Below are 25,326 nucleotides of genomic sequence, written 5' to 3' on the forward strand. Positions count from 1 at the left end.
ACTGCCGGCGGGTGGCCTTATCTCCCAGCTGCTCTACATGGTGTGGGGCGCGGGTTGGGTGGCGGTCGCCGCTCGGGGTTATCGGGGGGAGCCGCTGCAGTTTGCCGATCTCTTCGCCGGTTTTCGCCACAAGCTGACCCCGCTGATGCTAGGCGGTCTGCTGGTGTTGCTGCTGTTTAGCCTGGTTGGCCTCGTCTGTCTCGGTCTGCTCTCCATGTGGGGGCTGCTCCCGCTGTTGACGCAGGATCCCGAGAGCATGGTGGTCTCAGCCAGCCAGTTGCAACAACTGCTGCTGGTATTGCTGGTGGGGATGCTGCTCATCATTCCCGTACTGATGGGGGTCACCTTTGCTCCGGCGCTGATCTACCACCACGATATCGGCATCATCCAGGCGGTACGGCTGAGCTTCTTCGGCTGCTGGCGCAATATTTTTCCCTTCTTCTGGTGGGGGCTGCTCTCAGCCATTTTGTTGCTGTTTGGCGCTGTGCTGTTGCTGGTAGGTCTGCTGGTGGTGATCCCGGCGCTCAACTATTCCATCTATGTGGCTTATCGGGATATTTTCCTGGACGAGAGTGCGCAGCCGGAAGCGCCGCACTCAGAACCATTCGGATTTGAAGCCTGATCAAGGGATCAGAGTGAAGAAGGGGCCCGCAGCGGCCCCTTCGTTATGTTTGGGTGTGCGGAGTGCTTACTCCTGCCAGATGGGATCCGCCGCCATGCGGGCCAGCAGAAAATCGAGGAAGCTGCGCAGTAGCGGCGACATCTGCTTGCGGGTGGCATACACCCCGTAGACCCCGAGGCGCTTGGGCTGCCAGTCGGTCAGCAGGGGCACCAGTTCCCCGCGCTCCAGATAGGGCTGGGCCGAGTAGCGGGGTTGCAGGCTGATCCCTGCGCCTTCCAGCGTTGCTTCCAGCAGCAGGTTGGAGATATTGGCACTCAGGTTACCACTGACCGGCACTGACTCGGGGCCGTCCGGTCCATTGAACTCCCACAGGCTCTTGCCGAAGTAGGTGTAGGTGAGGCAGTTGTGCAGCGCCAAATCCTGCACCTTGTTTGGCATCGGATGACGTGCCAGATAGGCCGGGCTGGCACAGACTACCGAGTGGCAGGTGCCGAGACGACGCGCCACCAGATTGGGATCGAGGTCGTTGGTGATGCGCACCGCCAGATCGATCCGCTCCTCCACCAGATTGACGGTTCTGTCGAGCAGCAGAATGTCGATGGCCGTTCCCGGGTATTGCGCCAGATAGTCGTTGGCCGCCCCGACCAGCAGTGCTTCTGACAGGGAGTAGCTGCTGGTGATCCGCAGTTGCCCCTTGGGGGCGTCATCCCCCTTCACAGCGATCTGCTCCATCTCCTCGCCGAGTGCCAGCATGGCACGGGCCCGGTTCAGCGCCTCCTCTCCCGGCCCTGTCAGGCTCAGACGACGGGTGGTGCGGTGCAGCAGGCGGGCGCCCATCCAGCTCTCCAGCTCGGCCAGATAGCGCGACACCATGGCGCGCGACATATCCAGTTTCTCTCCGGCGCCGCTCAGGCTCCCTTGTTCGACTACGCTGACAAAGACCCGCAAGGCGGTCAGTCGATCCATGTATGGCTCTCTATATGTTCGATATGTGCAACAGTGATGCGCTTTTTATGCTGTATTTGCACCTTAAGTGATCCAATACACTGTGTCCATCAAATGAACCCCCGAATACTTAATGAGGAATAGATGATGAACAACACCCTGATCCGCAACCTGACTCTGGCTACCACCCTGCTGAGTGGCGCCGCACTGGCCGCCCCCCTGAGCGTGACCGTCTACAACCCTGGCGAGAAGGCAATCTTCCCGGTCTCCTCCTCACTGGTGACCGGTGACAAAGAGGCCATCCTGATCGATGCCCAGTTCGACGTGCAAAATGGTCAGGCGCTGGTCGACATGATCAAGAAGAGCGGCAAAAAGCTGACCACTGTCTATATCAGTGCCGGTGACCCCGACTTCTACTTCGGTCTGGAGCCAGTCATGGCGGCGTTCCCGGATGTCAAAGTGCTGGCCGACCAGCATGTGGTTGACCATATCAACAAGACCAAGGATGCCAAGCTGAGCTACTGGAGCCCGATCCTCGGCAAGGGTGCACCGAAGAGCCTGACCGTGCCGCAAGTGATGACCGCCAGCCACCTGACGCTGGATGGCGAGAAGATTGAAATCAAAGAGATGAATACCCCGAATGCCTACCTCTGGGCCCCTTCCATCAAGACTGCTTTTGGTGGTGTGCCGGTCTACCACGGGGTGCATGTCTGGATGGCCGACAGCCAGACCAAAGCGGCTCGCAGCAACTGGGTCAAGGCGCTGGATAACCTGCTGGCCCTGAAACCCGAGCGTGTGGTACCGGGCCACTTCTTGGGCACTGCTCCCAAAGGCACTGCTGCTGTGACCTTTACCCGTGACTATGTAGAGCGTTTCGAACAGGAGCTGGCCAAGGCGAAAAACTCCGGTGAGCTGATTGAGGCTCTGAAGAAAGCCTATCCGGCACTGCCGGTTGACGATGGTCTGGCCATCGGTGCCAAGGTCAATACCGGCGAGATGAAGTGGTAAGCCACTGAGCCTGCTTTCCCTGTGTTTTTTACCGGGCCTAAGGGCCCGGTTTTTGATCCGAGATTGAAGTGAGAATGAAGATGAGCGAACAACAAACCACCCTCCATTATGTCTATGACCCGCTCTGTGGCTGGTGCTACGGTGCCGCCCCCCTGTTGCAGGCGGCAGCCACCATTGCTGGGCTCAAGATCGAGCTGCATGCGGGCGGTCTCTGGCTGGGTAGTCGCCGTCAGCCTATGGGCGAGGCATTGCGTGATTATGTGCGCCCCCATGATCAGCGGATCGAGGCGCTGACCGGCCAGCATTTTGGCGAGCGCTACTTTAACGAACTGCTGCTGCGGGAGGGCTGTCTGCTGGACTCCGAGTCGCCGATCCGTGCGGTTTTGGCCGTCACGGCGTTGGGGGGCGATGGGCTGGTCATGTTGCACCGGATCCAGCAATCCCACTATCGGGACGGGATCTGGATTGGTGAGCCTGCGTTTCTTGCCACGCTGGCGGCAGAGCAGGGGATTGCAGCCGAGGCATTCCAGCAAGCTTATCTGCAGGCCCCCTTGCTGCAACATCTGGCAGATAGCCAGGGCTGGATGAAACGGCTGGGCGGTCAGGGTTATCCCACCCTTGGGTTGATGCACAACGGTAAGGTGAGTGCTGTGCGAGTGGCTGACTTTTTGGGCGATCCTGCCGGGTTGCGTCAGCATCTTCTAGAGTTGATGGAATAGTTATTAGAATGTGAACGGACAAGGTCTCTTTAGAAGTGGAGTGAACGGGCCGATATTCCTGTATGCAGAAGCGATATGAAAGCCTTCGACTTTCTGCTTGCAGACTATGCTCTATGTGACCATTCCCGGCGGATGTTGCGGGAGTGCAGACTCATTTCAAGGAAGCCCCCATATGTTCAAAAACATGTCTATCGGCCAGAAACTGAGTGCCGGATTCGCCATCCTGGCACTGCTGGTACTGGGCTTGGCCTGGTTCTCCATCAGCCAGTTGGCAAAGCTCTATGGTGATACCGAAACCATAACTGACAACCTGCTCCCGTCAACCCGCTATGCCAGCCAAATGCATGTTGCCATTCTGGATGCGCGCCGCTCTGAGTTGGCCCAGGTTATCGGTGGCCTGAATAAGGATGATCAAGAGGTAAGCGATCGCACCCTGACCTTCAATAAGGCCAGGCAGGAATTTGAGCAAGCAGCCCAAAAATACGGCGCTTTAGCTTTCACTACAGGTGAAGAGAAACAGGTTTATGAGCAGGTGGTTGCGGCGGGGGCCAAGTATTTTGCGGTGCATGACCAACTGTTGAGCGCCTTCGCTGCTGGCGATCTGGAGCGAGTCAGAAGTCTGCGCAAAAACGAAACCCGGGTCGCGCTGGAGGAGGTGGGAGCAAAATCCTTCCGCCTGCGGGAAATCAATAACGAGATTGCGGCCCAGATGACAAAAGATGTGGAGGCGCTCTACAGCAGTGCCAGAACCATGAGCGTCATTGTCAGTCTGGTGACGCTGGGTTTTGTGGTGGCAATTGCCTGGCTGCTGACCGGTCAGATCCGCAATCCGGTGATGGCGTTGCTGGAACAGACCCGGCGGGTCTCCTCTGGTGATCTCACCTCCCGCATCGATATGCAGCAGTTCAACAATGATGAACTGGGAACCCTTGCCAAAGGGTTTGGTGAGATGCAGACCAATCTGCGCACCCTAGTGAGTGAAGTGTCGGGCTCTGTGGTTCAACTGAGTTCCGCCGCGGAAGAGATCAGCTCTGTTGCCAGCCAGTCAGCCAACAATATGAATGCCCAACAACATGAACTGAACCAGCTGGCGACGGCGATGAACGAGATGCAGGCTACGGTGCAGGAGGTCTCGCGCAACACCAGCGATGCGGCCAGTGCCGCCACCTCTGCCAGTGAGACGGCCGAACTTGGTGCGCAAACGGTGAATGACTCCATTCAACGTATTGAACGGGTCGCCGGTGCTATCGAGAGCACTGCGGTAGTGATCCGCCAACTGGGCGATGACAGCCGCAATATCGGCATGGTGCTGGAGGTGATCCGCGGCATTGCCGAACAGACCAACCTGTTGGCATTGAATGCTGCGATTGAAGCGGCCCGTGCCGGTGAGCAGGGGCGGGGGTTTGCGGTGGTGGCCGATGAGGTGCGTACTCTGGCCAAGCGCACTCAGGACTCCACCTCCCAGATCAACACCATCATTGCCGAGTTGCAGCAGCGTGCCGAACAGGCGGGCAGTACCATGCAACAGAGTCAGGAGCTGATGAACACCACGGTTGCTACCGCGCGGGAAGCGGGCGAGTCTATCTCCCAGATCAGTGGCTCGGTCAGCAGCATCTCCCACATGAACATCCAGATTGCGACAGCCACCGAAGAGCAGGGGGCGGTGAGCGAGGAGCTCAACCGTAACGTGGTCAATATCAGCCATGCTTCCGAAGAGGTGGCCGCCGGTGCCACCCAGATGGCTCAGGCGTGCAACGAGCTGAACCATCTGGCTACCCAACTGCAGGATATGGTGCGCCGTTTCAGGGTGTAATCCCTCGGCGAGTCAAACAGCCCGATTACCGCGAGCTGATCGGGCTTTTCTGTTTTGAAGGGGAAGTCAGAGAGGGTCACTGCGAGTGGATGACTTGTCCCGCCGGACGATATTGTGCATGCTGATGGCCCATTTTCCAGGCAGGACTCTTGCTGTATGAATCTTCGCGATCTCGAATATCTGGTGGCGCTGGATGAGGAAAAACATTTTCGCAAAGCCGCAGAACGCTGCTTTGTCAGTCAACCTACCCTGAGCGGCCAGCTGCGCAAGCTGGAGGATGAACTCGGGGTCATTCTGATCGAACGTACCTCGCGCAAGGTGCTGTTTACTCCGGCTGGCGATGCCATGGCCCATCAGGCGCGTCGGGTGCTCAAGGAGGTGCGCGAGCTCAAGAGCATAGGTCAGCACTTCTCCGAGCCGATGTCAGGGGAGATCCATATCGGTTTTATTCCGACCGTGGGCCCCTACCTGTTGCCCCGCATTATCCAGACCCTGCGTGAGCGTTTTCCCCAGCTGGAGTTCTACCTCTATGAGGAGCAGACCCAAACCCTGCTCAAGCGGTTGGAAGAGGGGGAGCTGGATTGCGTCATTCTGGCCGAGATGCCGGGGATGGAGGGGTTTGGTTCAATCCAGCTCTATCATGAGCCGATGTGGTTGGCTGTGCCTTGCCATCACCCCGAAGCACAGGCAAGGCAGGTGCCACTCGGCAATCTCAAGGGCAAGAAATTGCTGATGCTGGCCGATGGCCACTGTTTGCGGGATCAGGCGATGGGATTCTGTTTCGCTGGCGGGATTGGTGAGGATCAACGCTTCAAGGGAACCAGTCTCGAGACCCTGCGCAACATGGTGGCCGCCGGTAGCGGCATGACCCTGGTGCCAAAGCTGGCCGTACCTGCTGATCATGATGAGGGAGGGGTGAGCTATCGACCTGTGGTTGACCCTGTGCCGGGGCGTACCATCTCGCTGCTCTATCGCCACTACTCGGTGCGTCGCCCCTGCTTCAATGAGTTGGCGGCCTCGATCGCCACGCTGATGAGCAAGCAGTTGGCCCAATAAAAAAACCGGCAGCCAAGGCTGCCGGTTTTGCTTCTGCCGCGATAACGACTTAGAAGATATCGTCGGTAGAGACAGGCCCTTCTACATCGGGGTTGTCACCGCCGTAGACCTGATTGCCATCCGAGCTCGGTGCTGCGTAGCGGGTCGGCTCGGTACCTTCCTTGAAGTATTCGTCGGTGCCGCCACTGGTTGCCAGCAGGCCGGTTTCGCTATCAATCTTCACCGTCATGATCCCTTCGGGAACCGGCATCTTGTGCTCCGGCAGCTTTTTGAGGGCGACTTTCATGAAGTCGATCCAGATAGGCTGCGCGGCGCCACCACCAAACTCGGCACGGCCAAGGCCACGCTGGTGGTTGTCAAAACCGATCCATGAGGTAGCAACGATGTCCGGGGTGTAGCCGGAGAACCAGGCATCCCGCGATTCGTTGGTGGTACCGGTTTTACCGGAGATGTCGTGACGTTTCAGGTCGCGGGCTGCACGCCAGCCGGTACCACGCCAGCCGTTGCCCCCCCAGATGGCTGTGCTCAGGGTGTCGGTGATCAGGAATGCACTCTGGGCACTGATGGTATGCGGGGCGATAATTGGCGCGAGAGGGGTCTGCGTGCCATCTTGTGCGGCTCCATCAACAGTTGTCTGCGGCAGTGTGCTCTGCTCGGGCGCAGCCTGCTGTTCGCAGGTGGTGCAAGCAATAGCAGGATTGGCCTGATAGATGGTGTTCTCCAGGCTGTCGGTCACTTTGTCAATGAAGTATGGGGTTACCAGGAAGCCACCGTTGGCCAGTACCGAGTAACCACGTACCACTTCGAGGGGGGTGAATTCGGCAGCGCCCAGCGCCAGCGACTCATGGGGAGAGATGAAGTCGCGAGGGAAACCAAAGCGGGTCAGACCGTCGATATAGGTATCCAGACCGATGGCGCGCATCAGTCGAACCGACATCACGTTCTTGGACTTGGCCAGTCCCAGACGGAGCGGAGTGGGACCATCATACACGGCCGGGGAGTTCTTGGGCTGCCACATGGGCCCTTTTGACGGATCCCACTGGTTGATCGGCGCATCGTTGATGAGCGACGCCAGGGTATAGCCATGCTCCAGCGCGGTCGCATAGAGGAAAGGCTTGATATTGGAACCGATCTGGCGACGCGCCTGATCGACCCGGTTGAATTTGGAGAGTTCGAAGCTGAAACCACCGACCAGTGCTTCCAGTGCGCCATTTTTCGGGTTCATGGCAACCAGCGCGGCGTTGACGTCCGGGATTTGGGCCAGCAGCAACTCTTCGCCCTCTTCCCGCACCCAGATCTGGGCGCCGACTTTCAGCACATCGCGCGCCGATTTCGGGGCATAGCTCTGGCGGTCGTCGGTAATAAAGGAGCGGGCCCATTTAATACCGTTCCAGCCGAGCTCTGCTTCCTTGCCATTCTTCAGTACCAGCGTGGCGCTGCGATCACCGAGCTTGGTCACGACCGCCGCCATCAGCGGGTCGTAAGTGGGCTGTTTGCCAAGGTGAGCGACGATCTGCTCGTAATCCCAGGCTGTCTCGCCAGCCTTCCACAACTGAGCCGTCGGGCCGCGATAGCCGTGGCGCATGTCATAGGCAAAAACGCCATCCAGCAGTGCCTGTCTTGCCGCCCGCTGACGTTCGGCAGAGACGGTCGTGTAGACGTGCAGGCCCATGGTGTAGGCATCTTCACCGAACTGCTCGACCATCTTCTGGCGCACCATTTCCCCCAGATAGGGGGCGTGCAGGGTCACTTCGGCGCCGTGAAAACGGGCCTTGATCGGCATCTTGGACGCTTCGTCAAACTGAGCCTGGGTGATCTTGCCAGTTTCCAGCATCCGGCCCAGCACCACGTTGCGGCGCGCAAAGGCCCGCTCGGGGGAGCGGATGGGGTTGAGCATGGACGGGGCTTTTGGCAGACCGGCAATGATGGCGATCTCGTCCAGTCCCAGATCCTTGACCTCTTTACCAAAGTAAACCTGTGCCGCAGCACCGATCCCGAAGGAGCGATAACCGAGGGGGATCTTGTTGAGGTAGAGTTCGAGGATCTCATCTTTTGAGAGATTCTGCTCGATCCGCCAGGCAAGGAAGACCTCCTTGATCTTGCGGATGATGGTCTTCTCATTGCTCAGGAAGAAGTTGCGGGCAACCTGCTGGGTGATGGTACTGGCCCCCTGACGGGCATGGCCGGAAACAGCCCAGACAGATGCGGCTCGAATGATACCTATCGGGTCAATGCCCGGGTGCTCATAGAAACGTGCATCTTCGGTCGCCAGTACGGCATCGATCATGGGTTGCGGAATTTCGTCCAGACGCAGCGGAATGCGACGAATTTCGCCATATTGGGCGATCAACTCCCCATCCCGGCTGTAAACCCGCATCGGGGTTGCCAGCTTGACGTCACGCAGTGCGGTGACATCGGGCAGTTGGGGTTTGATATAGAAGTAGATACCGATGAGGCTGGCAACACCCAGCACTGCACCCAGCATCATGACAATAAACAGGCGAACGAGCCATTTCAGCATGGAAGAACTACCAATCGTCTTAAAATTAGCCAACGGGCGCAGAGTATAGCCCTTTTGCCATCGGGAATTCGAGGTTTTCCTGTGGCGAGCCACCCACCTCAAAAGGATGCGAGAGGTTAGCACTACGGGGAGTAATAACCAAGGAGGGCCACTTGCCATGAAGAAAGCGAGATGGGTCACTTTTCGACATAAACTTTATGACATTGATAGTTAGAGCATTTAGGATGAGTGAAGCACTCCTCTGATCGGGTGTCCTACACTCTGTTCAGGAATAAAACCAAATAACGCATGGATGTGTATATGTTTGGGCTTTTTAACAAGGGATCCCTCCTCCCTCTGGTGGGCATTGATTTTGGCAGCCAGACCATCAAGGCCGTTACCCTCAGTGGCCGACCTGGCAAGCTTCATCTCGAATCGGTCGCCGATATTGCCACCCCGAAAGGGACGCTGGTTGACTATCAATTGCAGGATATCGAGCGCGTCAGCCAATCTCTCAAGACCCTCAAGCGTCTTATTCCAACTCACAGCGACTATGCCGCCACTGCGGTGACCGGTTCCAACGTGATTACCAAGGTGATCCAGATTGATGCCCGCCTCAGCGACAAGGAGCTGGAGAATCAGGTGCAGCTGGAGGCCGAGCAGATCATTCCCTTCCCCCTCGATGAAGTGAGTCTCGATTTTGAGGTGCTGAGCACCAACAACAGTGAAGATCGTCAGGATGTGCTGCTGAGCGCAGCCCGCACCGAGAGTGTCAACGGCAGGGTCAGCGCCCTTGCCGAAGCCGGTATTGCCGTCAAGGTGGTGGATGTGGGGGCCCATGCGTTGGGCCGTGCCGTGGTGGCCTGTCTGCCCGAATTGCAGGAGAGTGAACGGCCGATCGGGGTGATAGATATCGGTGCCAGTGCCATGACCTTTGCAGCGCTGGTCAAGGGAGAGGTGATCTACTCCCGCTTGCAAAACTTCGGCGGCGATCAGTACAGCCAGGCGCTCTCCTCCTTTTATGGCATGACGCTGGATGAGGCTGAGCAGGCTAAAACCAAAGGTACCTTGCCTGTTGACCATGAGCTGGATGTGCTGATGCCCCACATCAACTCGCTGCTGCAGCAAGTGCGGCGCAATATCCAGCTGTTTTGCAGTTCATCCGGTTATCGCGACATCGCAAAACTGGTGCTGACGGGGGGAGGCAGTCTGCTGCCCGGTTTGTTGGTGCAGGTAAAAGAAGAGGTCAATTGCGAGGTATTGCACCCGGATCTGTTCGCTCTGTTTGGCAAACCGAAAGGAGAGGCCGAGCTGGTACATGGTGCTAAATATATGACGGCATTCGGGTTGGCTCTGAGGAGTTTCACACCATGTCAAATATAAACCTTCTACCCTGGCGTGAAGCCCGGGCCCAGCGCCAAAAGAAACAGTTCGGGGCCTTGCTGGGGATTTTTGTGCTGGCCACGGTCGCGCTGGGATTTTTTGCCAACTGGCTGGTTGATCGCCAGATCGTCGCCCAGCAGCAGCGCAACCAGCGGCTGGTTCAGGAGATGACTATTCTGGATGCCCAACTGGGGGAGATCCGTCTGCTCAAAGAGCGTCGCAAGGAACTGATCGATCGGATGCAGCTCATCGAGCAGTTGCAGATGCGACGCAATGTGCCCGTCCGCCTCTTCAATCAGCTGCCTTCACTGGTGCCCAACGGGGTTTACCTCAACACCCTCTCGATGCAGAACAATATTATTGATGTAAATGGCAAGACCGAAGCCTATGGTCGGGTGGCCAGCATGATGCGGCGGATTGATGGTTCCGGCTGGCTGGGTCAGGCAAAGATAAGCACTATTTTTGCGGCTGATGTTGCGCCAGTGTCATTGAGCCAGTTTTCCATGATGTTCCTGATCGCCAACAATGCTGCGGCTGCAGGGAATGTGGCCAAGGAGCAACAATGAACCTTCAGCAACTCAACGAGTTGGATATCAATGACATAGCAAGCTGGCCAAAATGGGCAAAAGGGGTCTTCATCTTTTTCTGCTGCGTGTTGACCGGCGGCGCCATCTACTACTACGTGATTGCCAACTCACTGACCAGTTTGACCCAGGAAGCGGGGAAAGAGACCGAACTGAAAGCCCAGTTTGAAAGCAAGGCGATGCTGGCTGCCAACCTGGGGGCATACAAGGCGCAAATGGTTCAGCTTGAGCAACTGGTCGATACCCAGCTCAAGCAGTTGCCCAATACCCATGAGGTCGCCGGTCTGCTGGACGATATCAGCTTTATTGCTACCGACAACGGCTTGAAATTGAACCGGATCAACTGGGAACCCGAGGTAAAGCACGAGTTTTCAACCGAGCTACCAATGCGTATCGAAGTCGTGGGCACTTACCATGAAATTGGCAAGTTTACCGCTGACATGGCTGCCTTGCCCCGTATCGTCATCCTTGACTCCTTCACTCTGGGTCAGAGCAAGGATGAAGGGGAGCTGATTTCGATGTCGATGCTGGCCAAGACCTACAAGTACAACGGTAAAACAGTGGAGCCGAAACAATGAGACGCATCTGCTGGTTATTGCCTGCCCTCTTGCTGGCGGCCTGTGGTGGTCAGGAGGACATGGATAGCTATGTCGCCCAGACCAAAGCAAGGCCACCCATACCTATCGAGCCCTTGCCCGAGCTGAAGCCTTTTGCCCCTATGCACTACCAGCAACGCGAGTTGCGCAGCCCCTTCATGGTTCCCCAGCCTGAGGCGACGGTCGGAAGTACAAGTACTGCCAAGGCCCAGCCGGATTGTGCACAGACCCTGATGGATCGTGAGAAAGAGGTGCTGGAAAATTATTCGCTGGCCAGTCTGTCGATGCATGGTTCTTTAGGTAAGGCGGGTCAGTTGTGGGCCTTGATCAGCACCCCGGATGGCAAATCGATGCGGGTCGGGCTCAACCAGTATATGGGGCTTGATCAGGGCCGGGTCATCAAGATCACTGACACTGCCGTGGATTTGCTGGAAACCATTCCGGACGGGAAGGGGTGCTGGGTAACAAGAGAAACCCAGTTGGCGATGGCCAATGTGCAAGAAAAACAATAATCAGGGACGAACAGCAATGAGAACAACAATAGAGAGTGTATCCAAAGTGGCTTTGCTGTTTTGCGCCAGCGCCCTCAGTCAGGCGTGGGCAGTGGCAACCCTGCAGGAGATCAAGGTCAATCCGCTGCTGGCCGATCAATTGCTGGTCGAGCTCAGTTTTAGTGAGCCGGTCACGGGCTTTACCGATCGTCTCTCTTACCAACCCAATCAGCTGTTGTTGCATGTTCCCGGTGCGGCAGGGGCGCTGAAAGTGAACCCGCTGCCGATCCAGCGCCTGGGGGTTGATAATATCAAGGTTGAGGGTAAGGGCGCAGGTCTGGATATCAAGATCGCACTCGATCAGCTGGCCCCCTATCAGGTTCAGCAACAGGGGAACAAATTACTGGTGTCATTGGGCGAGGGGGCCTCTTCCGGGCTCATCAATGGTGAGAGCGCGCTGATTGCACCCGCAACCTCGGCTACTCCTGTGACAGCACCCTCTGCGATGGTGGCCACACCCTCTCCCTCGGCACTGCTCAATCCTCAGGTCGTCGCCCGGTCGATGCCTGTTGCGCCCGTGACTACGCCGGTAGCAACACAGCCTGCCAGCAAGCCGGTGCTTAACAACTATCAGAGCAGTGGGGGCGGCGCCTATTTCAACTCGGTTACCGGTGTGGATTTTCGTCGTGGTAAAGATGGCCAGGGGGAGTTTCTGGTCACGCTGGATAACAGCTCGGCCGCCGTCGATGTGAGCAGCCGAGGACAGACCGTACTGGCCAAGTTTCATGGCACTCGGGTACCGGATGGCTTGCTTAATCTGATCAACGTGCAGGATTTTGCAACGCCGGTCTCTCAGGTTGAAGTCTCCCGGCAGGGCAGCGATACCCTGTTTGAACTGTCGATCAATGGTCAGTTTGATTACCGTTACGATCAGGCAGACAAGCTCTTCATTATCGAGGTGAAAAAGCGGACGACGGCCACGGCATCCAAGCAGTATCAGGGAAAGCCCATCTCATTGAACTTTCAGGATATTCCAGTCCGTACCGTATTGCAGCTTATTGCCGATTTCAACAACCTTAACTTGGTAACCACAGATTCGGTATCAGGCAATATTACCCTGCGTCTGGACGGGGTGCCGTGGGAGCAGGCGCTCGACATTATTTTGAAGGTGCGGGGGCTGGATAAGCGGTTGGATAACAACATCTTGCTGGTAGCGCCTGCAGAAGAGATCGCAACACGCGAGAAGCAGCAACTTGAGAGCCGAAATCAGGTCGCCGATTTGGCCCCGCTCTATACCGAGTATCTGCAGATAAACTATGCCAAGGCCTCGGAAGTGGCGGCCCTGCTCTCTTCCGAAAGTACCAAGTTGCTGTCACCCCGTGGTGCGGTGAGCGTGGACGAGCGAACCAACGTGCTGGTGGTCAAGGATACCGCCGATGTCATCAGCAGCATCAAACGGATGCTCGATATTCTCGATATTCCGGTCAAGCAGGTGGTTATCGAGGCGAGGATGGTGACCATTGATGACGGTTTTGATGAAGCGCTCGGGGTGCGCTGGGGGGTGACCAAGAATGATGGTCATGGCAACAGTACGTCCGGTTCCATCGAGGGGAATGATGGCTCTGGTAATAACAATGGAGGCTCGGCGATCAACCCTCGGCCATCAGCTGACGATCGGTTGAACGTCAACCTGCCGGTGACCAATGCGGCCGGTACCCTGGCCTTCCAGGTAGCCCGTCTGGCCGATGGCACCTTGCTGGATCTCGAGTTGTCGGCGCTGGAAAAAGAGAGCAAAGCCGAGATTATAGCCAGTCCGCGCGTGACCACTGCGAACCAGAAACCGGCGTTGATCGAACAGGGTACCGAGATCCCCTATGTGGAGTCCTCTTCCAGTGGCGCTACCTCGGTTACCTTCAAGAAGGCGGTATTGAGCCTGAAGGTTACTCCGCAGATCACCCCTGACAATCGGGTGATTCTCGACCTGACCGTGACCCAGGATACCAAGGGTGAAACGGTACCGACCGGTACCGGTGATGCGGTTTCCATCAACGCCCAGTCCATCACCACTCAGGTGCTGGTGAACAATGGCGAGACACTGGTGTTGGGCGGCATTTATCAGCAGACCATCAAGAGCGATGTGACCAAGGTGCCGCTGCTGGGTGATATTCCCGGGTTGGGGGCCTTGTTCCGCAAGACCACCAGCGAGAACAAAAAGCGGGAGTTGCTGATTTTCGTGACGCCCAAGATAGTTACCGACGCCTTCTGAATGCTTTACATGTGAGGGTAAAACACATATAACCTTACGCCCCAATGAGGCTGGGGCGTAAGGGCTGCGGTTGCCAGTCCCGATATCTATTGAGATAATCCCCCTCCTGATCCATCGCAAGATAAGGTTCATAGGTACCCCGATCCAGTATTCATCGGGGTCGTACAGTTTGTAATTACTAACGAAAAGACATGGCTGAGAAACGCAATATTTTCCTGATAGGTCCCATGGGTGCGGGCAAGAGCACCATAGGTAGACATCTGGCAGAACAACTGCATATGGAGTTTTTCGACTCAGATCATGAGATTGAGCGCCGCAGTGGTGCTGATATCGGCTGGGTGTTCGATGTTGAAGGCGAAGAAGGTTTCCGGATTCGCGAAGAGAAGGTGATCGGCGAATTGTCAGAGCAGCAGGGTATCGTGCTGGCGACGGGTGGCGGTGCCATCAAGAGTCGCGAAACCCGCAACAAGTTGTCTGCTCGTGGCATCGTGGTCTACCTCGAAACCACTATCGAAAAGCAGCTGGCGCGCACACAGCGAGACAAACGCCGCCCTCTGCTACAGACCGAAGAACCGGCACGCGAAGTGCTGGAACGTCTGGCACAAGAGCGCAATGCCCTGTATGAAGAGGTTGCCGACTTTGTTGTGCACACCGATGACCAGAGCGCAAAAATCGTCGCCAATCAAATTGTAAAGCTGATCGGTATGTAATCTAGAGGACGTCCATGGAACGGTTGAAGGTCGAACTGGGTGAACGCAGCTATCCCATCGAGATAGCTGCAGGGTTGTTGCAGCGCCCCGAGGCGCTGGTATCGACCATCAAGGGCAAGCGGGTGATGATAGTGACCAACACGGTCGTTGCTCCGCTTTATCTTGAACGGGTAACCGCGTTGCTGTCGGGTTTTCAGGTTGAACACCTGATCCTGCCTGACGGCGAGGCGTACAAGAACCTGGCGACCTTTGAGCAGATCATGTCTGCTCTGCTTGAAACCAACCATGGGCGCGATACGACACTGATCGCTCTGGGGGGCGGCGTGATTGGGGATGTGGTGGGCTTTGCGGCAGCAAGCTATCAACGTGGCATTCCTTTTATCCAGATCCCGACCACTCTGCTCTCCCAGGTTGACTCCTCTGTCGGCGGTAAAACCGCTGTCAACCACCCCCTCGGCAAGAACATGATTGGGGCTTTTTATCAGCCCAAACAAGTTGTTATCGATACCGAATGTCTGAGTACCTTGCCCGCCCGCGAATTTGCCGCAGGGATGGCCGAGGTGATCAAGTACGGCATCATTTGGGATGCTGATTTCTTCAGCTGGCTGGAGCAGAACATGGTGCGTCTGCAACAGCTGGAACCTGCCGCGCTGGCCTACGCCATCAAACGTTGCTGCGAGATCAAAGCCGATGTGGTCGGTCAGGATGAGACCGAGCACGGCGTCCGTGCGCTGCTCAATCTGGGTCACACCTTTGGTCATGCCATCGAGGCCGAGCAGGGGTATGGCAACTGGCTGCATGGTGAAGCGGTATCCGCCGGCACCATGCTGGCAGCCTGGACTGCGCAGGCCCGTGGCGATATGAGCGAAGAGGACGTTGCGCGTGTGCGCGCTCTGCTGCTGGCCGCCAATCTGCCCATTCATGCGCCTGCCGAGATGGATTTCGCCGCCTTTATTCGCCATATGCGCCGTGACAAGAAGGTGCTGGAAGGCAAGCTGCGTCTGGTGTTGCCGGTTGGCATCGGCCATGCGCAGGTGGTGGGGGATGTGTCCGATGCCGAGTTGCTGGCGGTGATCGAGTCTGGTCGTGACGAATAAACTGCTAAAACTTCCTTCCCAGCGGCAGCTGGTTGACCGGCTGCTGCATCTGATTGAATTCAATCACCCTTTCATTTTTCTCTCCGGTAAACCCGGTTGTGGTCGCGGTACCCTGTGCGAATCCCTGCTCGGCGTGTTGCCGGAAAAAGTGCGGGTGGTAAGCCTGATTGGTACACCTGCCATGAAGATGGTGGATGTGCGCCAGTTGTTGCTGCCACAGGTGGTGGCGCGCCCGCTGTTCAATCCACAGGATGCGCTGGCGGAGAGCTTCTTTCGCATGCTGGAGGGGAGCAAGCCAGCCACCCTGTTGCTGCTGATAGAGCGGGCCGACCAGTTGCCGGCCGAATTGCTGGGAGAGTTGTGGGCGATCATCCGTCATAACGATACCCTGGCGGCGCCCCATCAGCTGGCCATTATTGTCTCGGGCAGTGACGTTTGGTGTCGTACCCAACGGCCGCAGCTCAAAGGACGTGCCATGCCAGCCCTTGAGCTGGAAGTGCCGCCACTGAGCCCGCCCGAGCAGCGCATCTTCTTGTATGAGAAAGCCAAAGAGCTCAAGATCCCGGCGACCCTCTTGCCCAAGCCGCAAGTCGAGGAGATCCTGAAAACGGCGAACGGACATCCGTCCACCATCATGCAGTTACTGGAGGATATCATGACCGACAGAAGGCCCAAGAAGCGTCAGGCGCAGTTGCCTGTCAAGAAGATTGCCACCGCTATCGCGCTGGTCGCTGGCGGCCTGCTGGCTTTGAGCTACCTGCTGCCTGCGCTGTTTGACAATGAAAGCAAACCGGCACTGCAGGATCCGGCGCAAAACACGGCATTGCCGATCCCGGTAGCGGGAGGCGATCCCCTCACCGCTGGCGGTTCGAATACAGATTCCGCTGCACAAGGCGCGCAAAACAGCGATGCAGCCAGTAATCCCAATGGGGTTGTGAAAGATTGGCAGCCGGAGGCGAAAGTGCTGCCCAAGTCGGTGGAGAGCGAAACCGTGACCACCGAATCAACCAATTACGAAGGGCGTCGGGTGGTGATCTCTGACGAGGTCGTGCAAAAGCTGATGACCGAACCCAAGGTGAGCGGCGCACTGCCTACTGACGTGGTGGACGAGCTGACCGGCAAGAACCCGAGTGGCACAGCCCCCAGTGGTGCAATCGCAACCACGGCGCCAGCCAGTACCGCCAAGGCACTGAATCCGGCGACAACCGCAACGCCTGCGGCCACCACCAAAACCGCCAACAGCGAGCCGGTTACCGCGCCAGCACCCAAAGTGGCCCTGACACCGGTCGCCACCTTGAACAAGAAGCCGCGCAACCACTACAGCATCCAGTTGATGGGGGCGAGCAACACCAAGGCGGTGGATCAGTTTGTTGCCGAGCATGGTTTGGCGGGCAAGGTGTGGGTCTATCAGACCAAGTTCCGCGGTAGCCCCTGGTATGTGGTTCTGCAGGGGGATTACGCCGGCCTGAGCCAGGCCAAAAGTGCCATTCGCAAACTCTCCCCCGAGCTGCTGAAAGGGCAGCCCTGGCCCAAGTCGTTTGCACAGGTACAAAAAGAGCTGAAGCAATAGCCTTGATACCGGATAAGGGGGTAGAATCGACCCCCTTTTTGGGTCTTGCCTTCTTACACACCGGATTTCCATGAAAAAAACACGCGCTTTTTTAAAATGGGCCGGGGGAAAATACTCCCTGGTTGAAGAGATCGCCGAGCGTTTGCCAGCCGGGCGTGTGTTGCTGGAGCCTTTCGTCGGGGCCGGTTCTGTTTTTCTCAATACCGACTACGACGCCTATGTGCTCAATGACATCAATCCGGATCTGATCGCCCTCTATAACCATCTCAAAGAGACACCGGATCATTTCATCGACGAAGCGCGCAAGCTGTTTGTGGCCGAGCATAACCACAAGGCTGCCTACTACCGGCTGCGTACCCAGTTCAACCAGACCGATACCAGCTTCGAGCGCTCCCTGCTGTTCCTCTTCCTCAACCGCCACGGCTTCAATGGCCTGTGCCGTTACAACAAGAAGGGGGGCTTCAACGTCCCGTTTGGTTCCTACAAAAAGCCCTACTTCCCGGAGAAGGAGCTGTGGGCCTTTGCCGAGAAGGCACAGAAAGCGACTTTTATTTGCGAAAGCTACGCCGATGCCATCAAGCGGGCCGAAGAGGATTGGGTTATCTACTGCGATCCTCCCTATGCGCCGCTCTCGACTACGGCGAGCTTCACCACCTATGCTGCCGGCGGCTTTACGCTGGACGATCAGGCGGTACTTGCCCGTCTGGCGCGGCACACCGCGGCCCATAAGGGCGTGCCTGTTCTGATCAGCAATCACGACATCGAACTGACCCGCGAGCTCTATCGCGGCGCCCGTCTCGACGAGATCCTGGTCAAGCGCACCATCAGCCGCAACGGTGGTACCCGCAACAAGGTGGCCGAATTGCTGGCACTCTATCCACCCGGCATCGAACCTGAGCAGGGCTACTATCCCAGCGACAGTGAACTGCTGCCGCTGACGTAACAGACCATGCGGCGCCCAGGGGCGCCGTTTTTTATTGGCGCGCCTGGGCCCGTGCCGATGCCGCAAAACCCGGGTGGCTGGGGGAGGGGAGGCGATTGCCCCATTTACCCCGCATTCGAGTCGTTTTCGCCCGCCTTTTACGTTAAAATTGCGCCGCTTTTTCTCCCTGGCTGCCAATGGATGATGCTGATGAAAGACTTTCTGATTGCCCCCTCGATCCTCTCTGCCGATTTTGCCCGTCTGGGTGACGATGTAGCCAAGGTACTGGCTGCCGGTGCCGACGTGGTTCACTTCGATGTGATGGACAACCACTATGTCCCCAACCTGACCATTGGCCCCATGGTCTGTCAGGCGCTGCGTGACTTTGGTATCGAGGCACCCATCGACGTGCATCTGATGGTCAAGCCAGTGGATCGCATCATTCCCGATTTTGCCAAGGCGGGTGCTTCCCTCATCACCTTCCATCCGGAAGCCTCCGACCATGTTGACCGCTCTCTGGGCCTCATCAAGGAGATGGGCTGCCAGGCGGGTCTGGTGCTCAATCCGGCTACCTCGCTCTCCTGCCTCGAGTATGTGATGGACAAGCTGGACGTGATCCTGCTGATGTCGGTCAACCCGGGCTTCGGTGGCCAGAGCTTCATCCCCGGCACCCTCGACAAGCTGCGTCAGGTACGTCGCCTGATCGACGAGAGCGGCCGTGATATTCGCCTCGAGATCGATGGCGGGGTCAAGGTCGACAATATCCGTGAAATCGCCGAAGCGGGTGCCGACATGTTCGTCGCCGGCTCTGCCATCTTCGGCAAGCCCGATTACAAAGCGGTGATCGACCAGATGCGTGCGGAGCTGGCTCATGTCACACGCTGAGCGCGCATTTGACCTGGTGCTGTTCGATCTGGACGGCACCCTGATCGACAGCGCCGCCCAACTGGCGCTGGCTGTCAATCTGACTCTGGCTGATCTGGGTCTGGAACAAGCTGATGAAGCGGTTATCCGTACCTGGGTCGGCAATGGTGCCGACAAGCTGATCCAGCGGGCCCTTGCCTATCGCGAGGCCGACCCCGAGCTGTTTGCCAAGGCCCGTCCGATCTTTTTCCAGCACTACAACGCCTGTTTGCTGCAGGGACTGGCAATGTATGATGGGGTTGCCCGGAGTCTGCGCCGCCTGCAAACCCTGGGCTACAAGCAGGCGATCGTCACCAACAAGCCGAGCGATTTTGTCGCGCCTATTCTTGATGCCCTCGGTATCAGCGATTGCTTCGCGCTCTGGCTCGGTGGCAACTGCGTACCGGTCAAGAAGCCGAGCCCGGAGCCCTTGCTGCACGCCTGCCAGGAGCTGGGAGTGAGTCCGGCTCGTACCCTGATGGTGGGTGACTCCGAAAATGATGTGCTGGCTGCCAAAGCGGCCGGCATGAAGGTGGTGGGGCTCACCTACGGTTACAACTATGGCCGCCCCATTGCCGACTCCCGGCCCGACTGGGTGTTCGAACACTTTTCCCAGCTCGATGCGCTGCTGAGCTAAGCGCGCCGCCGGACTGGCTGAATTACAAGGATTACTACTCTCATGACCAAACCAATCGTATTGAGCGGGGCGCAGCCCTCCGGTCAGCTGACCATCGGCAACTACATGGGGGCCCTGCGTCAGTGGGTCAACATGCAAGATGAGTACGACTGCCTCTACTGCATCGTCGACCTGCATGCCATCACTACCCGCCAGGATCCGGTTGCCCTGCGTAAGGCCTGCCTCGATGCGGCTGCCCTCTATCTGGCGGTCGGTATCGATCCCAAGAAGAGCACCGTTTTCATCCAGTCTCACGTGCCGCAGCACGCCGAGCTGGGCTGGATCCTCAACTGCTACACCCAGATGGGTGAGCTGTCGCGCATGACCCAGTTCAAGGACAAGTCCGCCCGTTTCGAGAATAATGTCAACGTCGGCCTGTTCGGTTATCCGGTGCTGATGGCAGCTGATATTCTGCTCTATCAGGCCAATCAGGTGCCGGTCGGCAACGACCAGAAGCAGCATCTCGAGCTGACCCGCGATATCTGCACCCGTTTCAACAACCTCTATGGTGAGGTGTTCACCATGCCGGAGCCCTTCATTCCGACCGAAGGGGCGCGGGTGATGAGCCTGCAGGATCCGACCAAGAAAATGTCCAAGTCGGATGACAACGAGGCCAACTTCATCGGCCTGCTGGAAGATCCCAAGCAGATCGTCAAGAAGATCAAGCGTGCGGTAACCGACTCCGACGATCCGGCCGTGGTGCGTTTCGACCCGGAAAACAAACCGGGCGTCTCCAACCTGCTGACCCTGATGTCCGGTGTGACCGGTCGCTCCATCCCCGAGCTGGAGCAGCATTTCGAAGGCAAGATGTACGGTCACCTCAAGACCGAAACCGCCGAGGCGGTTGTCGCTCTGCTGGAGCCGATTCAGGCCCGTTTCAATGAGCTGCGTCAGGATGAGGCCCATCTGATTGCGATTTTGGCCGAAGGGGCACAAAAGGCGCGTGAAAGGGCTGAAAAAACTTTGACCAGCGTATATGATGTAGTCGGCTTCGTTCCTCGAGCCTGACATACTGGGAAGGTGTAGTAGAAGAGAGCTGGGTATTTGCCTGGCTTTCTTTATTTTCCCCAGCTCTATTTTTGTTTGATTTTATTATTCCAACCCGGGATATATCCCCAAGAGTACCCATGTCTGTTCAACCGAATATTTCAATTGAAGAGCTGAGTGACAAAGGTCACTGGCTGCGCAAGTTTCGCAAGGCGAAAAACCTCAATACCCTGCAATTGATGGTCTCCAATGCCATCGACAAGCATCACAAGACCGCTGCCATTGCTGCCGCCATCTATCTGGCCGAATGTCAGCGTGAGCGGGAAATGGAGCAGGGTCGTTTTCTCGATCGTTAATTTTCCGCTGCTGGTTATCTCATGTTGCTGTTAATTGATAACTACGACTCCTTTACCTGGAATCTGGTGCAATATTTTGGTGCGCTGGGTCAGGAGGTAGAGGTCAGACGCAATGATGAACTGACGCTGACCGATATCGAGCAGTTATCTCCCCGTTTTCTGGTTATCTCTCCCGGCCCCTGTACTCCCAACGAGGCTGGTATCTCTCTCGACGCCATCACCCATTTCGCTGGCAAGCTGCCCATTCTCGGCGTCTGCCTTGGTCATCAGTCGCTGGCGCAGGCGTTTGGTGCCCGCGTGGTTCGCGCGCGTCAGGTAATGCACGGCAAGACCTCCCTCATTCGCCATCGCGGCGAAGGGGTATTCTGCGGCCTCAAGGATCCCTTGCGGGTGACCCGTTATCACTCACTGGTCGTGGAGCGCGAGACGCTGCCCGACTGCTTCGAGATCACCGCCTGGAGCGAGCATGCTGATGGCTCGTTCGACGAGATCATGGGAGTGCGTCACAAGACGCTCAACATCGAGGGTGTGCAGTTCCATCCGGAGAGTATTTTGAGCGAACAGGGTCATTTGTTACTGGCCAATTTTCTGACCTGTTCATAAAAAGTTGTGACCGCCTTCTCAATATCGAGAGAAGGCAAAAAAAATTTCTCTGACACTTTATTCACCCCCTCTCCTGCCCAAATTATCTCTTGCCAAGCCCCCCTGAGTCGTTATGCAATGCGGTTGCCTAAAATATCAGGGGCAGTCGAACATTGTTCCTTACAGGCCCTCTTGTTACAGACTTTTTACTTTATTTCTGTGATAATCCCGTCACGTTTACACGGATTTAACTTTTGGGCGGTGGATTATTCTGTCGCCGAATCGAAGGAGAGCTATATGTCAGAGTTGTTGGCAGTGACACGTGAAGTGTTTGATGAAGTGATGGTTCCCAACTATGCGCCGGCCAAGATCATCCCGGTTCGTGGTGAAGGATCACGTGTCTGGGATCAGGATGGTCGCGAGTATGTCGACTTTGCCGGTGGCATCGCCGTAAACGGCCTTGGCCACTGCCATCCCAAGCTGGTCGAGGCGCTGAAAAGCCAGGGCGAGAAGCTGTGGCACCTCTCCAACGTGATGACCAACGAGCCGGCCCTGCGTCTGGCCAAGAAGCTGGTCGCCGCCACCTTTGCCGACAAGGTCTACTTCTGCAACTCCGGCGCCGAGGCCAACGAGGCCGCCCTCAAGCTGGCCCGCCGCTACGCCATCGAGAAGTTCGGCGAGCATAAGACCCAGATCATCGCCTTCAATCAGGGCTTCCACGGTCGCACCTTCTTTACCGTCAGCGTCGGCGGTCAGGCTGCCTACTCCGATGGTTTCGGGCCCAAGCCCGGTGACATCACCCACGTCCCCTACAACGATCTGGCCGCGCTGGCTGACGTGATCTCCGATAACACCTGCGCCGTGGTGATGGAGCCGCTGCAGGGGGAGGGGGGCATCATTCGTCCTACCGACGAGTTTGCCAAAGGGGTGCGCGAGCTGTGCGACAAGCACAATGCCCTGCTCATCTATGACGAAGTGCAGTCCGGTGTCGGTCGTACCGGTGAGCTCTACGCCTATATGGGGCTTGGTGTCACGCCGGACATCCTCACCAGCGCCAAGGCACTGGGTGGCGGTTTCCCCATCGGCGCCATGCTGACTACCAGCGAAATAGCCTCTTACCTGAAAGTGGGCACTCACGGCTCTACTTACGGCGGCAACCCGCTGGCCTGTGCGGTAGCGGAAGCGGTGATCGATGTGATCAACACCCCGGAGGTGCTGGCGGGTATCAAGCAACGCGAGCAGCTGTTCCGTGATGGGCTTGAAGCCATCAATGCCAAGTACCACTGCTTTAGCGAAATCCGCGGCAAGGGGCTGCTGCTGGGCGCCGCTCTGAGCGAAGAGTACAAGGGGCGCTCGCGCGACTTCCTGCTGGCCTCCATCGATCAGGGGCTGATGGCGCTGGTTGCCGGCACCAACGTGGTCCGTTTTGCTCCTTCGCTGGTGATCCCGGAAGCGGACATCAAGGAGGGGCTGGCCCGCTTCGAGAAGGCGGTCGCCCAGGTGGTTAACGCCTGATCCAAATTGAGGTGGGGAGCCCTCCCGGCAGGAGCCGGGACCCCACCTGACGTCAATGAAAGGGAGTTGTCATTTATGTTGGTTATCCGTCCCATCGAGCAAAAAGATTTTGCCGGGCTCAAGACCTGCGCCATCGAGTCCGGCACCGGCATGACCTCGTTGCCCGTCAACGATGAGCTGCTGCAGCGCAAGATCGACGCTTCTACCCAAACTTTTTCCGACAAGCCGGCCGGCAAGGGGGACTGCCTCTACTTCTTCGTAGCCGAGGATCTCGAGACCGGCGAGATGGTTGGGACCTGCGCCATCGATGCGGCAGTCGGTCTCTCCCAGCCGTTTTACAACTATCACATCGGCAAGGTGGTGCACTCTTCGCCCAAACTCGGCATCTACAACGTGGTCGAGACGCTGACTCTCTCCAACGACTACACCGGCAATACCGAGCTTTGCACCCTGTTCTTGCGCGAATGTGCCCGCGAGGGGCTCAACGGCCGCCTGCTCTCCAAGCACCGCTTTCTGTTTATGGCCGAGCACCCGGAGCTGTTTGACGAAACCGTCTTTGCCGAGATGCGCGGCGTTTCGGATGGCAATGGCCACAGCCCCTTCTACGAGTGGCTGCAGACCCATTTCTTCTCGATGGACTTTCCCACCGTCGACTATCTCACCGGGATCGGCAAGAAGCGCTTTATCGCCGAGCTGATGCCCAAGTACCCCATCTACGTCAACTTGCTGAGCAAGGAGGCGCGCGCCGTCATCGGCCAGACCCACGAGAAGACCCGTCCGGCCATCAAGATGCTGCAGGACGAGGGATTCGTGAATCGCGGCTATGTCGATATCTTCGATGCGGGGCCGGCGGTCGAGTGCGAGTTGAAGAACATCCGCAGCGTGCGTCGCAGCCAGAAACTGCGGGTGCTGATCGGCGAGCCCATCGGCGGCCGCACCCACCTGCTCTGCAACAGCCGTTTCGAACAGTACCGTGCCTGCTACGGCAATATCCGGGTCGATCTCGACAAGCACGAGGCCATCATCCCGCCCAAGATGGCGGCGGCACTCAAGGTGCAGGATGGCGACATGGTGCGGGTAGTCGACCTCGACTGAGGCAGACAGGACCAGCAAACCGATTATCAAGCAGGCAGCCGAGGCTGCCTGTCAGCGACAGGGAGTGAATGGATGAGCCAGTTAGTGCAATTTATCGACGGTCAGTGGCTTGCCGGTGAAGGCAAGCCGTTCGAGTCACGGGATCCGGCCAAAAACGAGGTGATCTGGCAGGGCGCTGCCGCCAGTGCGGCTCAGGTCGATGCGGCCGTCAAGGCTGCCCGCGCCGCCTTCTACCACTGGTCTGATATGGATCTCGAGGATCGCCTGACCATAGTGCGTCGCTATGCCGACCTGCTGGGTGAGCACAAGGAGGCGTTGGCGCTGACTATCGCCCGCGAAACCGGCAAACCGTTGTGGGAGACCCGCACCGAAGTGGCCGCCATGCAGGGCAAGATCGCCATCTCCATCCGCGCCCATGACGAGCGCACCGGTACGGTGGAAAACCCCATGCCGGGCGCCAAGGCGTTTGTCCGTCACAAGCCCCACGGTGTGGTGGCGGTCTTTGGCCCCTACAACTTCCCGGGCCATCTGCCCAACGGACATATCGTGCCAGCGCTGATCGCGGGCAATGCCGTGGTGTTCAAACCCTCCGAGCTGACCCCCATGGTGGCCGAAGCCATGGTCAAGGTGTGGCAGGAGGCGGGGCTGCCCAAGGGAGTGCTCAATCTGGTGCAGGGCGAGGTCGAGACCGGCAAGGCGCTGGCGGGCAACCCCGATATCGACGGCCTCTTCTTTACCGGTTCCTCCCGTACCGGTCATTTCCTCCATCAGCAGTTTGCCGGTCAGCCGGGCAAAATTCTGGCCCTCGAGATGGGTGGCAACAACCCGCTGATCGTGAAAGAGGTGAGTGACATCGACGGTGCCGTCCATGCCATCGTCCAATCTGCCTTCATCACCTCCGGTCAGCGCTGCACCTGCTCGCGCCGCCTG

24 protein-coding genes are annotated in these 25,326 nt (G+C 57.7%); 22 read left to right on the plus strand and 2 right to left on the minus strand.

Annotated features, from left to right (window positions below):
• Positions 1–622, plus strand: a 622-nt coding sequence (locus tag AACR14_RS11925; RefSeq protein WP_041201959.1) for a BPSS1780 family membrane protein, incomplete at its 5' end; no start/stop codon positions are given.
• Positions 623–688: 66 nt separating this feature from the next.
• Here the strand turns inward: AACR14_RS11925 and AACR14_RS11930 are convergent.
• Positions 689–1,588 (minus strand): LysR family transcriptional regulator, encoded by a 900-nt coding sequence (locus tag AACR14_RS11930; RefSeq protein WP_019446345.1) that lies wholly within the window; start codon positions 1,586–1,588, stop codon positions 689–691.
• 126 nt (positions 1,589–1,714) lie between these two features.
• On the opposite strand from AACR14_RS11930, the gene AACR14_RS11935 reads away from it, so the two are divergent.
• The 4 genes from AACR14_RS11935 to oxyR all read left to right on the plus strand — a co-directional run bounded on the left by AACR14_RS11935 (position 1,715) and on the right by oxyR (position 6,163).
• Positions 1,715–2,575 (plus strand): Vmh family MBL fold metallo-hydrolase, encoded by an 861-nt coding sequence (locus AACR14_RS11935; RefSeq protein WP_026035063.1) that lies wholly within the window; start codon positions 1,715–1,717, stop codon positions 2,573–2,575.
• 74 nt (positions 2,576–2,649) lie between these two features.
• Positions 2,650–3,294 carry a DsbA family protein gene (locus AACR14_RS11940; RefSeq protein WP_019446347.1) on the plus strand — a complete coding sequence of 215 codons (645 nt, stop codon included), beginning with the start codon at positions 2,650–2,652 and terminating at the stop codon, positions 3,292–3,294.
• Positions 3,295–3,466: 172 nt separating this feature from the next.
• Complete coding sequence (locus tag AACR14_RS11945; RefSeq protein ID WP_019446348.1) at positions 3,467–5,107, plus strand: methyl-accepting chemotaxis protein; 1,641 nt, start codon at positions 3,467–3,469, stop codon at positions 5,105–5,107.
• Between the two features lie 156 nt (positions 5,108–5,263).
• Positions 5,264–6,163, plus strand: a complete 900-nt coding sequence (oxyR, locus tag AACR14_RS11950) for a DNA-binding transcriptional regulator OxyR (protein ID WP_005354003.1) — start codon at positions 5,264–5,266, stop codon at positions 6,161–6,163.
• 49 nt (positions 6,164–6,212) lie between these two features.
• Here oxyR and AACR14_RS11955 read toward each other — a convergent pair whose 3' ends face one another.
• The gene (locus AACR14_RS11955) at positions 6,213–8,684 is read right to left on the minus strand and encodes a penicillin-binding protein 1A (RefSeq protein ID WP_019446349.1); all 2,472 of its coding nucleotides are present in this window, start codon (positions 8,682–8,684) and stop codon (positions 6,213–6,215) included.
• Positions 8,685–8,984: 300 nt separating this feature from the next.
• Between AACR14_RS11955 and tapM the strand changes: the two genes are divergently transcribed.
• The 17 genes from tapM to AACR14_RS12040 all read left to right on the plus strand — a co-directional run.
• On the plus strand, positions 8,985–10,046 hold the full coding sequence (tapM, locus tag AACR14_RS11960; RefSeq protein ID WP_005335023.1) for a PilM family type IVa pilus assembly protein TapM: 1,062 nt from the start codon (positions 8,985–8,987) through the stop codon (positions 10,044–10,046).
• Positions 10,034–10,612 (plus strand): PilN family type IV pilus biogenesis protein TapN, encoded by a 579-nt coding sequence (gene tapN / locus AACR14_RS11965; RefSeq protein ID WP_005353997.1) that lies wholly within the window; start codon positions 10,034–10,036, stop codon positions 10,610–10,612. Before tapM ends, tapN begins: the two co-directional genes overlap by 13 nt.
• Positions 10,609–11,208, plus strand: a complete 600-nt coding sequence (gene tapO, locus AACR14_RS11970; protein ID WP_019446350.1) for a PilO family type IV pilus biogenesis protein TapO — start codon at positions 10,609–10,611, stop codon at positions 11,206–11,208. The genes tapN and tapO overlap by 4 nt, the downstream gene beginning before the upstream one ends.
• Complete coding sequence (locus AACR14_RS11975; protein WP_005335020.1) at positions 11,205–11,738, plus strand: pilus assembly protein PilP; 534 nt, start codon at positions 11,205–11,207, stop codon at positions 11,736–11,738. Before tapO ends, AACR14_RS11975 begins: the two co-directional genes overlap by 4 nt.
• 16 nt (positions 11,739–11,754) lie before the next feature.
• Positions 11,755–13,983: a type IV pilus secretin PilQ family protein gene (pilQ, locus tag AACR14_RS11980; protein ID WP_019446351.1), complete on the plus strand. Its 2,229-nt coding sequence runs from the start codon at positions 11,755–11,757 to the stop codon at positions 13,981–13,983.
• A 191-nt stretch (positions 13,984–14,174) separates the two neighbouring features.
• Entirely contained in the window at positions 14,175–14,693 is a 519-nt protein-coding gene (aroK, locus tag AACR14_RS11985; RefSeq protein ID WP_005335014.1) for a shikimate kinase AroK, read from the plus strand.
• Positions 14,694–14,707: 14 nt separating this feature from the next.
• Complete coding sequence (gene aroB, locus AACR14_RS11990; RefSeq protein WP_019446352.1) at positions 14,708–15,790, plus strand: 3-dehydroquinate synthase; 1,083 nt, start codon at positions 14,708–14,710, stop codon at positions 15,788–15,790.
• Positions 15,780–17,360 carry an SPOR domain-containing protein gene (locus AACR14_RS11995; protein ID WP_019446353.1) on the plus strand — a complete coding sequence of 527 codons (1,581 nt, stop codon included), beginning with the start codon at positions 15,780–15,782 and terminating at the stop codon, positions 17,358–17,360. Before aroB ends, AACR14_RS11995 begins: the two co-directional genes overlap by 11 nt.
• A gap of 70 nt (positions 17,361–17,430) precedes the next feature.
• Positions 17,431–18,303 (plus strand): Dam family site-specific DNA-(adenine-N6)-methyltransferase, encoded by an 873-nt coding sequence (locus AACR14_RS12000; protein WP_019446354.1) that lies wholly within the window; start codon positions 17,431–17,433, stop codon positions 18,301–18,303.
• A 189-nt stretch (positions 18,304–18,492) separates the two neighbouring features.
• Positions 18,493–19,167, plus strand: coding sequence for a ribulose-phosphate 3-epimerase (gene rpe / locus AACR14_RS12005; RefSeq protein WP_019446355.1), 675 nt, complete (start codon positions 18,493–18,495; stop codon positions 19,165–19,167).
• Positions 19,154–19,822, plus strand: a complete 669-nt coding sequence (locus tag AACR14_RS12010) for a phosphoglycolate phosphatase (protein ID WP_019446356.1) — start codon at positions 19,154–19,156, stop codon at positions 19,820–19,822. Before rpe ends, AACR14_RS12010 begins: the two co-directional genes overlap by 14 nt.
• Before the next feature lie 42 nt (positions 19,823–19,864).
• Complete coding sequence (gene trpS / locus AACR14_RS12015) at positions 19,865–20,869, plus strand: tryptophan--tRNA ligase (protein ID WP_019446357.1); 1,005 nt, start codon at positions 19,865–19,867, stop codon at positions 20,867–20,869.
• A gap of 119 nt (positions 20,870–20,988) precedes the next feature.
• Positions 20,989–21,204: a hypothetical protein gene (locus AACR14_RS12020; RefSeq protein WP_019446358.1), complete on the plus strand. Its 216-nt coding sequence runs from the start codon at positions 20,989–20,991 to the stop codon at positions 21,202–21,204.
• Positions 21,205–21,225: 21 nt separating this feature from the next.
• Positions 21,226–21,807: an aminodeoxychorismate synthase component II gene (locus AACR14_RS12025; protein ID WP_019446359.1), complete on the plus strand. Its 582-nt coding sequence runs from the start codon at positions 21,226–21,228 to the stop codon at positions 21,805–21,807.
• Between the two features lie 276 nt (positions 21,808–22,083).
• A complete protein-coding gene (locus tag AACR14_RS12030) occupies positions 22,084–23,301 on the plus strand; it encodes an aspartate aminotransferase family protein (RefSeq protein WP_019446360.1) in 1,218 nt (405 codons plus the stop codon).
• Between the two features lie 75 nt (positions 23,302–23,376).
• Positions 23,377–24,396: an arginine N-succinyltransferase gene (astA, locus tag AACR14_RS12035; protein ID WP_019446361.1), complete on the plus strand. Its 1,020-nt coding sequence runs from the start codon at positions 23,377–23,379 to the stop codon at positions 24,394–24,396.
• A 72-nt stretch (positions 24,397–24,468) separates the two neighbouring features.
• Positions 24,469–25,326, plus strand: an 858-nt coding sequence (locus AACR14_RS12040) for an aldehyde dehydrogenase family protein (RefSeq protein WP_019446362.1), incomplete at its 3' end; no start/stop codon positions are given.

The organism is Aeromonas sp. 159 (assembly GCF_963862045.1).
Classification (GTDB): domain Bacteria; phylum Pseudomonadota; class Gammaproteobacteria; order Enterobacterales; family Aeromonadaceae; genus Aeromonas; species Aeromonas veronii.